We start from the raw sequence: 12,261 nt of genomic DNA on the forward strand, positions 1-12,261 counted from the left end.
TTTTATTGCCATTAACTTTGAATGTTAGTTTGTGCATACATTTAAAATACATTTTATTAATCACAACAGTTGACGAAAATCAAAAATTCCACTAGCCTTTCTGGAAGCGCTTCCAACAAATGGAACTGCAATTTTCTGGAAGCGCTTCCACACACAGTAATATCGCTTAATTTTATTTTGCGGTTAATAATAATGATAAAAGTACGAGGGAAACCTAATGTCGAATCAAATTTTAAAGAAAACAAAGTTAGCTACTAGCTTATCTTTGATTTTAGGTGCAACAACCGCGCTGCCAGTATTGGCTGAAGAAGTTGAGAAACAAGATGATGTAGAAGTCATCCAAGTAACTGGTTTCAAAGGTAGTATTAAAGAATCAACGCAATTAAAGCGTTATTCATCGGGTGTAGTTGATGCCATTTCTTCTGAAGACATTGGTAAATTTCCTGATACCAACTTAGCCGAATCACTGCAACGTATTACCGGCGTTTCAATTGACCGTAGTAACGGTGAAGGCTCAAAAGTGACCGTGCGTGGTTTTGGTCCCGACTACAATATGGTGACACTAAATGGTCGTACTATGCCAGCGGCATCTTTACCTGCAGGTGGTGGCGCCCCTAACTCTCGTGCTTATGACTTTGCAAACCTTGCCTCTGAAAGTGTTAAATCTGTTGAAGTTTATAAAACGGGTAAAGCAAGAATTGCATCTGGCGGTATTGGCGCCACTATCAATATAAACACCGCCCGCCCGCTTGATAACCCAGGCCTTGTTGCCAATATTGGTGTAAAAGCCCAACACGATACAACAAACCGCGTAGGCGATGATATTACGCCTGAAATCTCAGGTATTTTTAGTTGGACGGATGAAGACGCTAAATTTGGTGCCTCACTCACAGCCAGTATGCAACAACGTGATAGCTCAGGTACTGGCGCATTTGTAAACGAATGGCGCACTACTGAGTATGATGGCACTATCCCTCAAGCTGCTGATGACATTATTGTAGAAAACGCACCCGCAATGGGCCAGTACTACTCTATGCCATCCGATTTACGCTACACAATTGCCGATCGTGAACGTACCCGTACGAATGCACAGCTAACATTACAATATAGCCCGATTGACTCATTTACAGCCACCCTTGATTACACCTACTCGCAACAAGAGTTGTTTGAAGCCCGCGCTGAGCAATCAATTTGGATGGATAATTATAAAACTCATTTGATTTTTGATGACAATGACGTAAAAACACCGATTTATTACCGCGAAGAACGCCGTGACTTGTCAACCCGTGACCTTGGTTTAGCACTACAAGAACAAAACCAAGTAAACGAAAACAATTCGATCGGTTTAAACCTTGAATATTTTGTTAATGATCAGCTTAGCTTTATGTTTGATGCCCACAGTTCAAAAGCCACCAGCAAGCCTGATGCCGAATACGGAAGCTGGGTAAATGCAGGGTTAGGAGCCAATGTAGTCGCTGCTCAGGAAGTTGATTTTAGCCGTGATTTACCATCAATGGTCATTGATTTTGATGATTGTAGCCGCACCAATTTAAACTGTACAAATACACTGGAACAATCTGATGTAGGAACCTCTATTTTAGATTCAAACTTTGCTAGCCAAGAGTCTACTGTTGATGAATTTCGTTTACACGGTAGCTATGAAATGGATAACGGCAGTATCGATTTCGGTGTAGAAGCTCGTTCAATGGAGAGCCACTCACTGCAATCACTTACTCGTAATACCATGGGTAACTGGGGCATTGAAAACCCAGGTGAACTACCTGAAGGCTATTTAGACCCAACCAATTTCCTAGCTGAGTTTGATGACTACAATACCAATGGCTCATTTAATCAAGGCTTCACAGGTAGTGCATCTGAAGTCGGTTATTGGGCGGCTGAACAATACGGTTTTAATTTTGCAGCCGATGGCGCGTTTGCAACCAATCGCACCATAGAAGAAGACATTAAAGCCGCGTTTGTACAATATAACTACACCAATGAAATTGGCGATATGCCATTTAATTTAGTTATTGGTGCACGCTATGAGACAACCGATATAACCTCAACAGCGAACATAGATTTACCCGATGCCGTAGCATGGGAAGGTAATAATGACTTTAATGTACGCTATGGAACAAACAAAGAAGATTACTCATTAAGCTCAAGTTACAATCACTTTTTACCTAGTTTAGATTTTGATATCAATGTACTTGATGATGTCACATTACGTGCATCTTATAGCACCACAATCGCCCGCCCTACCTATGATAATTTAAGTTCAGCGGCTACCGTTGGCGTACCTACCGGACCCACAATTATTCCAGGAACCACTAATGCTCCTGCATCAACAGGTAACCCAGGGCTTGTACCACTTGAATCGGATAACTTTGATGTTTCAGCTGAATGGTATTTTACTGATGTTAGTTATGTCTCGTTAGGTTACTTTAACAAAAAAGTAGATAACTTTATTGGTCTAACACCAATGACACAAAACTACTATGGTCTTCGCGATGTATCGGCAGGGCCTCGTGCTGAAGCAGCTAGATCTGAACTAGAAGCACAAGGTTTAGCGTTAACAGATTCAAATTTATTCCAAATGGTCGCTGCGATGGAAAATGGCGTTGCTTTTGACTCGATGAGCTACGAAGAATTTGAAGCCGCTTATGATGTATTGCCAAACAGTGACGACCCACTGATGGACTTTACTGCGCAAGTACCCACCAATAATAAAGACGCCAAAATTGATGGATATGAATTTGCTGTTCAACACTTCTTTGGTGATACTGGCTTTGGTTTACAAGCAAACTACACAATCGTAAACGGTGATATCGACTTTGACGTTGCCGCCGATCCGACCACCACTCAATTTGCATTAGTAGGTTTAAGTGATACAGCTAACTTTATCGCCATGTATGAAAATGATAAGTTTCAAGCGCGTATTGCCTATAACTGGCGTGATAAATTCTTAAACAGTGCTGCAAGATACGTTAATGAGCCAAGTTTTACTGAAGCGTATTATCAAATTGATTTTAATGTGGCCTATAATTACAGTGAACAGATGTCGTTCTTTATTGAAGGTATTAATATAACTGAGCAAAATATGCGTCAACATGGCCGCTATGAAGCTCAATTATGGAACCTTGAACAAAACGGCGCGCGCTATAATATCGGTATGCGCTACAACTTTTAATTAATAGTGATAAACGCTATATATTAATAAAGCATTATTAAGCCGCTACTGTGTTAGCGGCTTTTTACATTTAAGAATAAAAGCGCTCAATCTATGAATAAAACAATACAACATATTGTGGTGTTAGGCGGCGGCTCAGCAGGCTGGCTAAGTGCAGGACTACTTGCTGCTGAGCACCCAGATAAAAAAATCACATTAATTGAATCAGCTAACATTGCTATTTCAGGTGTGGGTGAAGGTACTTGGCCATCTATGCGCAATACCTTAAAGCGGATTGGCATTAAAGAAGTCGACTTTTTACGTCACTGTGATGCATCGTTTAAACAAGGCTCTAAATTTATTAACTGGCGAAATTTAACAGCGGGTGAAAACTACTACCACCCCTTTATGACGCCCTCAGGCTATTTAGAAACTGACTTACACGCCTATTGGCAGCAACATGCTGCAAGCCAAAAGTATGCAGATGCTGTTAATATGCAAAGCTTTGTTTGCCAAGCCGCTTTAGCCCCAAAACAGCTCAATACCCCCGAGTACGCAGCAGTAACTAACTACGGCTACCATCTAGATGCAGGAAAGTTTGCCACATTTCTAAACCAGCATTGTGTCAGTAACCTTGGTGTTGAGCATATTATTGATGATGTAACCTCTGTGCACAATGACCTTGATGGCTATATTGAATACTTACAAACATCTCATCATGGCAACCTATCCGCTGACTTATTTATTGATTGCTCTGGGAGTCATGCTCGTTTGATTAGCGAGCACTACAACACACCATTAATTACTCAAGATCATATATTATTTAATAACCGTGCTATTGCAGCGCATCTTCCTTATACAGAGCAACAACAAGATATCGCTTCAGCGACCTTATCAACAGCGCAGCAATTTGGTTGGATATGGGATATAGGCTTACCTAGTCGCCGTGGCATTGGCTATACCTATAGCAGCCAGTATTGTGATGAACAAACCGCAATCGACTCTTTAAAGCAGTATGCAGCGCAATCAATAGGTCATGACGCAGCAGCTCAATTGCAAACCCGCACTTTGCACTTTACCCCAGGCTATCGAGCACAGTTTTGGGTTAAAAACTGCCTTGCGATTGGTATGTCACAAGGGTTTATTGAACCCCTTGAAGCATCGGCACTTGCTATGGTGGAGCTGTCACTGAACATGTTAAGTGAACAAATGCCACAGAGCCGCGAACATATGGCATTATTAGCAACACGCTTTAATAACCGCTTTAACTATCGATGGCAGCGTGTAATCGACTTTTTAAAATTACACTATGTATTAAGCGAACGAAATGACAGCCCATACTGGCAAGATATTAAAACACCTCGTAGTACACCTGCGCGTTTAAAAGAGCTGCTGAATTTGTGGCAATATCAAGCGCCAAGTCGGTTTGATTTAATTGAAAACGAAGAAGTTTTTCCTTCGGCCAGTTACCAATACGTGCTTTATGGCATGGGGTTTCAAACACAAACAGCTAACAGCAACAACGCATTTAATAATCCTGCAGTTGGGCAGTATTTTTATCAGCACAACCGTGAAAAAATCGCTAAATATTTGCATGGTTTGCCCTCAAACCGCGCTCTATTAAATCAATTATTAAGTAACAAGGCTGACACATGACACACAATAAACAAATAAAAAATGTGGTGATCGCAGGCGGCGGAACCGCCGGTTGGATGGCAGGCGCAGCATTGTGCAAACTATTGGGTAAAAATATTACAGTAACGCTCATTGAATCAGATGAGATTGCCACTGTGGGTGTTGGCGAAGCCACAATACCGCCTATACGCACATTTCATAAGTTATTAGGGATCAATGAGCAGGCCTTCATGAAAGCCACCCAAGCGAGTTTTAAACTGGGGATCAGTTTTGAAAACTGGGGCCAAAAAGAAACCGATTATATCCACTCATTTGGTATGACAGGTAAAGAATGTTGGGCTGGTGAATTCCATCATTTTTGGCTCCATAGTTTATCACTTGGCTTAGAATCTGAGTTTGGCCAATACTGCTATGAACTCCAAGCGGCTAAACAAGGTAAATTTGCCTTTAACCCGCAAAACCCAATTAATTATGCCTTTCACATGGATGCCAGCCGCTATGCATTATTTTTGCGTGAATTCTCTGAAAATTTAGGTGTAAAGCGCCGAGAAGGTAAAATAACTCAGGTTAATAAATCTGCCGATACAGGTTATATAAACAGTTTAACCCTTGAGGATGGCAGCACTGTTGCCGGAGATTTTTTTATTGATTGTACCGGCTTTAGAGGGCTACTGATCGAGCAAGCGCTACATACCGGTTACGAAGACTGGTCTCACTTATTACCTTGTGACAGTGCAATTGCCGTGCAAACCAAAGCCATCAGTGACGATATCCCCCCTTACACCCGGGCTATTGCCCATGATGCAGGTTGGCAATGGCAAATCCCTTTACAACACCGTGTCGGCAATGGTCTAGTGTATTGCAGCCGCTATCTCGCCGATGCTGATGCCAAACAATTATTGCTTAATAATATCCAAGGTGAAACCTTAACTGAGCCCAAGGTTATAAAATTCAAAACTGGCCGTCGACGTAAAGGTTGGAATAAAAACTGCCTTGCGCTTGGTTTGGCGAGTGGTTTTGTTGAACCTCTTGAATCCACCAGTATTCATTTAATTATGTCTGGCATAATTCGCTTTATGCGGTTATTTCCATTTAATGGCATTACAGAGCAAGCCATAAATGAATACAACAAGCAGCTTAAAAGTGAGATCGAAAATATTCGCGATTTCATCGTGCTGCACTATAAAGTCACTGATCGAACTGACAGTGAGTTTTGGCAACACTGCCAGAGTATGGAAGTGCCAGACACTCTTGCCCATAAAATTAGCTTATTTAAACAAACTGGTCGGGTATTTTTAGATGATGGTGATATTTTCAGAGTCGATTCGTGGGTGCAAGTGATGTTGGGACAAGGAATAATGCCAAAGCAGCACCATTTGATTGCAAGCTTAATGAGTGACGATGAATTAACCCGTTTTTTAAATAGCATTAAACAACAAATTAACCAACGAGTATCACAACTTCCCTCACACCAAGCCTTTTTACAACAATATTGCCCTGCTGAATAACCGCTAAAAAAAGCCCTTTAATTGCTTAAAGGGCTTTGGACAACACAACAAAATATCAACCAACTAACGTATTAACTGAGTTGGTATACTTAGCATTTAATTCCCTGGGCAGGTCATCATGGCATCTGCAGCGCTGTGGGGCACATAATTAACATTCGCGATGGAAATAGCCGCATCAGCGTCTGTTTGTAAAGAGAAAGGGCTCGTTACTCTGGCAAAATCAAGCCCTTTTTCGGCAAAACAATTTAGGTCAATAGTGAGAGTTTGCCAGCTGTTTGGCTCTGCGCTTTGCAGTTGATCACTAATATCAACACGCGCGCCGCAGCCGTGTTCACAAGTCATGGCAATATAAAACGCAGAACTTGGTAACTGGCTGATTTTGTATTCAAAACTTAGCGCTGAGTTGGCCTCAATATAAGCGACCTTATCTTCTGTAAAATTACTGTTGATTTCAGCTGTCGCTAAACCTGAACCTGTAAATACAAATGACATCGCATCTTCTTGAATATCTTTATCTTCTGTTCGATATTCAACACCAGCAAACTTCACACTATTACTTGTCACTTGCTGTTGTTGGTCAGCTGATTTTATAAATAATCGCCATGGATTAATCAATGCACCATTAAAAATGGCTAGCGGTGCTAAATTATCAATACTCACACCTGAGTCTTCATTTAAATCATCAGCCAACGCATTCCCATCCCCATAACTTAAACCAAAGCCATACGGCAGTAATGGTGAATAGTCATCATCGCCTCTATTTACTGCCGTTTGCAGCGGTGTATTTGGCCATGAAAACGATAACTTACCTTTAAAATCATGCTGTATACCACCATCAGCGTCTGTAAGCAGCACATCAGCAATACCTTCCCCTTGCGTACCAGGCAGCCAAGCAGCAACAAAGGCATCTGATGCATTTAATTCAGCATTAACCCACATTGGGCGGCCAGATATAAATACTGACACAACAGGGATACCTTGTGATTTAAGTTGTTTTAATAACGCCAATGACTTTTTATTATTGCGTTCAAACTCAAGGTTGTCTCTATCGCCATGCCCTTCTGCATAAGGCTCTTCGCCAAAGACAACAATTGCCACGTCTGGTTTTTTATCGTATTCACCAACCGCGCTGAGTGTTGCCGTACCACCAGCAGCGTTTATTTGCGCTTCTAAGCCAGCGTAAATTGATGTCGCACCGGGAAAATCCGCATTTTCATTATTAGTACCTTGCCACGTAATACTCCAACCACCTGACTGTTTACCAATGTTGTCTGCGCCATCACCCGCCACTAAAACATGTGAATTGGCAGAAAGCGGTAAAATATTGTTTTTATTTTTCAGTAATACCAATGATTCTCGTACTGCTTGGCGAGCAATATCACGGTGCGCTTGCGCACCAATCAACTGCGTTTTACCCGAAAATTGACGTTTCGCGGGACTTGGTTTTTCAAATAAACCCGCTCTGAGTTTCACTCTTAAAATACGAGAAACAGCATCATCAATACGACTCATGGCTATCTCACCGGATTTAACCTGTGCGATTGTATTTTCGTACAAAAGTTTCCAAGCATCTGTTGGCACCATAAAGATATCAAGCCCAGCATTCACCGCTTGCGGGCAGCTTTCATTGCTACAGCCAGCCACTTGTCCATGACCGTTCCAATCCCCTACAACAAAGCCATCAAAGCCCATTTTTGTTTTCAGTACATCCGTGAGTAGATATTTATTACCGTGATTTTTCTTGCCGTGCCAACTATTAAACGATGCCATCACCGATTGACTACCGGCACTCAAACCACCCACATAGCCTTGCGCATGGATATCAAATAACACCTTTTCAGAGTCAATATTATTACCCTGATCATCGCCAGCCACAGTGCCGCCATCACCTAAAAAGTGTTTTACTGTACTCACAACGCGACTATCACTTAAAAAGTCGCCATCAGCATGGCCTTGTAAACCATTTACAATAGCCGCAGCATACTCACGAACAATTTCAGGATCTTCAGAATACCCTTCATAGGTGCGGCCCCACCGGTCATCACGAACCACGGCTACGGTTGGAGCAAACACCCAATCAATGCCTGTCACCATCACTTCAATGGCGGTTGCTGCGGCAATTTTTTCAATTAAATCAGGATTATTTGCAGCGCCTAACCCTATATTGTGAGGAAACAGCGTGGCACCAATAACATTATTATGCCCGTGTACGGCATCAGTGCCCCACATCGTTGGGATCGCGCTACCATCTAACGAATCATCCACCGATGCTTGATACATTGCCTCAGCAAGGGCTATCCAATCTTGTGGCGTTGCGTGTTTATTCGCATTAGGAAACGATCCCCCACCATTCAAATATGAACCAAAGCCATATTTACGCATATCTTCCACGCTAATATCACGAATTTCAGGCTGAATCATTTGTGCTACTTTTTGTTCAAGTGTCATCGATTCAAGGTAATGTTTGATTTTCGCTTCAAGTTTAGGGTCTTGCTTGACTGAATACTCAAGCTTAGGCCATATATCTAGGTTATTCGTGGGCGCTTCAACCTGCTGTGAAGATTGAGCCGTCTCGGTTTGTTGTGAGTTATCATCTTTTGCGCAGCCAGTAAGAATCGCCAAGCTTGTTAATAAGCTAAGCGCAGGCAACTTAGTTGTGTGTAAGTGTTTTATCATTTTTGTCTCTACCCTGTGTCACTTGTTGTTTATAAAACGCGGGCTTACCCATTTATTTATGTCAGTGTGGTTTTACTCTTAGCATTTCAGCAAGTATTTATTGTTATCTAAATTTAACTATTGACCTGCTAAGAAATAGTCACTAACCTGAATATGGAAGCGCTTCCCTAAATCACATTAAATACCATAGCAGAGCATTAATCAAATTAATTATGGAAGCGCTTTCACAAAATAACAAATTTGAATTAAAGAAATACGTTTATCTACCGTATCAGCAAGCAGAGGTTTTCTATTAATGAAACAACTATCATTACCCGCTAACTCACCGCTTCTTAGCAAAGAGTTTACTTTTGGTGTTGCCACAGCATCATTTCAAATTGAGGGCGGTGCAGACGACCGACTTCCATGCATTTGGGATACCTTTTGCGCAACACCAGGTAAAATTGCCGATAATTCCGACGGGCTAGTTGCTTGCGATCACTATAATAATTGGCCCAATGACATCGCATTAATCGACTCATTAGGCGTAGATGCCTATCGTTTATCAATATCTTGGCCTAGGGTAATGACAGCGGATGGTCATTTAAATCCGGTAGGTGTTAAATTTTATACCGATATTTTAGATGAGCTTAAACGTAGAAATATTAAAGCATTTGTTACGCTTTACCATTGGGATTTACCACAATATCTAGAAGATGATGGTGGGTGGTTAAATCGCAACACAGCTTATGAATATGCAAAATACACCGATTTAATCAGTACAGCCTTTGGCGACCGAGTTCACTCATACGCAACATTAAACGAACCTTTTTGTAGCTCATACTTAGGTTACGAAATAGGTGTACATGCACCCGGTATTGTGGGCCGTGAATATGGCCGCAAGGCGGCGCATCACCTATTATTAGGCCATGGTTTAGCGATGCAAGTACTGGGCAAAAATTGTCCTAACGCCTTAAATGGCATCGTGCTTAATTTTACCCCTTGCTACTCTGTGAGTCAGTCTGATGCGGATTTACAAGCCACAGCCTTTGCTGATGATTACATAAACCAATGGTATATGCGCCCTGTGATGGAAGGCAAATACCCTGACATAATCAATCAACTCCCTCCTCAGCAGCGCCCTGACATTCAGCCCGGAGATATGGAAATTATCGCTCAGCCTTTAGATTATTTAGGGGTTAATTTTTATACCCGTTTGCATTACCAAGCAAGCGACACTGATTTTTATCATGAGCTACCCCATCAAGGCCCATTAACTGATATCGGTTGGGAAATTTACCCGCAAGCATTAACGGATTTACTAGTCTCATTAAATGAAAAATACACCTTGCCGCCTATTTATATTACCGAGAATGGTGCAGCCATGGCTGATACAATACAAAACGGTGAAGTAAACGATGTAGATCGGATAAATTACTATCAAGACCATCTCAATGCACTGCATAATGCAACCGAGCAAGGTGTGGTTGTCGACGGTTATTTTGCCTGGAGCTTAATGGATAATTTTGAGTGGGCTGAAGGCTACTTAAAACGTTTTGGTATTGTTTACGTTGATTATCAAACTCAACAACGTACAGTAAAAGCCAGTGGTCTTGCGTATAGTAAATTAATTACTAGCAGATAACCCCTTTTATAAGCGGCCTGAATTTTTAACAAACTAGGCCGCCAATTTAAACAACAATAAGAAACACACACCGTGAATAAAATCCCTTTATATGAAAAAATAGGCTATGCCATGGGCGATGCCGGCGCTAACTTAGTCTGGCGTGGTGCACTTGCCTACCTTGCCGTATTTTATACCGACACTTTTGGTATTTCTGCCGCCGCCGCTGCCATGTTATTTTTGGTAGTAAGACTCTCTGATGGTGTTACCGACATCATTATGGGTATGATTGCAGATCGCACCCACACCCGCTTTGGTAAATTTAGACCATGGATTTTATGGTCAGCTCCATTTTTAGGCTTGTTTATGGTGCTGTGCTTTACCACACCAGACTTTAGTGAAACAAATAAGCTTATTTATGCTTACGTCACGTATATTGGTCTAACGCTAGCATATACTGTAAGCAATGTGCCCTACTCAGCCTTAATGGGAGTCATGACTCCTGATGATACAGAACGCACTAAGCTCTCGAGCTTCCGCTTTGCTGGCGCTTTTGCCGGGGGCTTGTTAGTAATGGGCTTCTTGCCTGAGTTAGTTGCTTATTTTGGTGCTGGCGATAATGCCAAAGGCTACCAATTCACCATGTATTTATTCGCCGCATTGCTCATTGCTCTCATGGTAACCACCTTTGTTTCAACCAAAGAGCGAGTGATCCCCCACTCATCAAACGAAGGCAGTTTGAAAACAGAGTTAAAAGATCTGACTAAAAACCTTCCCTTTATTATTTTACCCCTGCTTGCAACCACACTGTTTTTTTACTACCGCGATGTATACAGTGGCCTATTTTTCGTTATTGTTATGGCAGCAATGACTTATGTTATCAAAAAATTACTTAACAAATCGCAATCAAGCTTAACTAGCACACAGCAAGACATGGTTGACTTACTCACCAATAAACCTTGGTTAATATTACTCGGTATCGGCTTTCTAACCATGATGTTCAACGGCATCAAATACGGTGTGATTGCCTATTACTTTAAGTACCAAGTGGCGGATGAACTAATGGCGGGACAATATTTTGTCGCCTTATTAGTGGTGTCTATTTTTGGTGCACTTGCTACAGGAAAGCTTGCTGAACTGCTTGGAAAGCGTAATTTGTTTATTATTTCGCTGGTATTAAGTGGGTTGTTAACAACCGCATTTTATTGGGTTCCCAGTGATAATATTGTTGCAATATTTGCCTTTGGTTGTGCCGCGGAGTTTTTTGCAGCCATGATGCCCACACTGTTTTTTAGTATGCTAGGTGACTCAGCCGATTACTCTGAATGGAAAAACCACCGCCGTGCTACTGGTCTAATTTATTCAGCAGGCACATTTGTACAAAAAACCGGTGGCGGTTTTGCCGGCGCATTAGTGCTTGTTGTGTTAGCAGGTTATGGCTATAACGGAATGGATGAGTCAACTATCAGCCAATCATTACCAGGTATGCAATTATTAATGAGTTGGATCCCCGCTGCATTTGCTTTTTTAGGTGCCACCTTGATGTTAATTTATCCGCTTACCTCAGTAATGACACAAAAAATTACAGAAGACTTGGCAATTAGGCGTAGTAATGTGTAAATTACGGAACATACACAATACTGTTATATAAAACATTATACAAAACAGCG

General features: G+C 41.6%; 6 protein-coding genes. 5 read left to right on the forward strand and 1 reads right to left on the reverse strand.

Features of this window, described 5'->3' with window-relative positions; genetic code table 11:
* Positions 1 to 217 precede the first annotated feature (217 nt).
* The 3 genes from NQT69_RS03305 (at position 218) to NQT69_RS03315 (ending at position 6,312) form a co-directional block, all read left to right on the forward strand.
* The gene (locus NQT69_RS03305; protein WP_256826280.1) at positions 218 to 3,190 is read left to right on the forward strand and encodes a TonB-dependent receptor; all 2,973 of its coding nucleotides are present in this window, start codon (positions 218 to 220) and stop codon (positions 3,188 to 3,190) included.
* A gap of 93 nt (positions 3,191 to 3,283) precedes the next feature.
* Positions 3,284 to 4,825 carry a tryptophan halogenase family protein gene (locus NQT69_RS03310; protein WP_256826281.1) on the forward strand — a complete coding sequence of 514 codons (1,542 nt, stop codon included), beginning with the start codon at positions 3,284 to 3,286 and terminating at the stop codon, positions 4,823 to 4,825.
* The gene (locus NQT69_RS03315) at positions 4,822 to 6,312 is read left to right on the forward strand and encodes a tryptophan halogenase family protein (RefSeq protein ID WP_256826282.1); all 1,491 of its coding nucleotides are present in this window, start codon (positions 4,822 to 4,824) and stop codon (positions 6,310 to 6,312) included. Before NQT69_RS03310 ends, NQT69_RS03315 begins: the two co-directional genes overlap by 4 nt.
* 96 nt (positions 6,313 to 6,408) lie before the next feature.
* On the opposite strand, the gene NQT69_RS03320 is transcribed toward NQT69_RS03315, so the two are convergent.
* A complete protein-coding gene (locus NQT69_RS03320; protein WP_256826283.1) occupies positions 6,409 to 8,988 on the reverse strand; it encodes a glycoside hydrolase family 3 protein in 2,580 nt (859 codons plus the stop codon).
* A gap of 295 nt (positions 8,989 to 9,283) precedes the next feature.
* Here NQT69_RS03320 and NQT69_RS03325 point away from each other — a divergent pair, with 295 nt between their 5' ends.
* Both NQT69_RS03325 and NQT69_RS03330 read left to right on the forward strand, forming a co-directional pair.
* Entirely contained in the window at positions 9,284 to 10,612 is a 1,329-nt protein-coding gene (locus tag NQT69_RS03325; RefSeq protein ID WP_256826284.1) for a GH1 family beta-glucosidase, read from the forward strand.
* A 72-nt stretch (positions 10,613 to 10,684) separates the two neighbouring features.
* A complete protein-coding gene (locus NQT69_RS03330) occupies positions 10,685 to 12,211 on the forward strand; it encodes an MFS transporter (RefSeq protein ID WP_256826285.1) in 1,527 nt (508 codons plus the stop codon).
* Positions 12,212 to 12,261: the final 50 nt, after the last annotated feature.

This window comes from Pseudoalteromonas shioyasakiensis (genome assembly GCF_024518675.1).
GTDB classification, from domain to species: domain Bacteria; phylum Pseudomonadota; class Gammaproteobacteria; order Enterobacterales; family Alteromonadaceae; genus Pseudoalteromonas; species Pseudoalteromonas shioyasakiensis_B.

Coding starts and splice junctions, on each gene's coding strand:
- NQT69_RS03305 (WP_256826280.1), top strand. CDS start 218: ATGTCGAATCAAATTTTAAAGAAAACAAAGTTAGCTACTAGCTTATCT.
- NQT69_RS03310 (WP_256826281.1), top strand. CDS start 3,284: ATGAATAAAACAATACAACATATTGTGGTGTTAGGCGGCGGCTCAGCA.
- NQT69_RS03325 (WP_256826284.1), top strand. CDS start 9,284: ATGAAACAACTATCATTACCCGCTAACTCACCGCTTCTTAGCAAAGAG.
- NQT69_RS03315 (WP_256826282.1), top strand. CDS start 4,822: ATGACACACAATAAACAAATAAAAAATGTGGTGATCGCAGGCGGCGGA.
- NQT69_RS03320 (WP_256826283.1), bottom strand. CDS start 8,988: ATGATAAAACACTTACACACAACTAAGTTGCCTGCGCTTAGCTTATTA.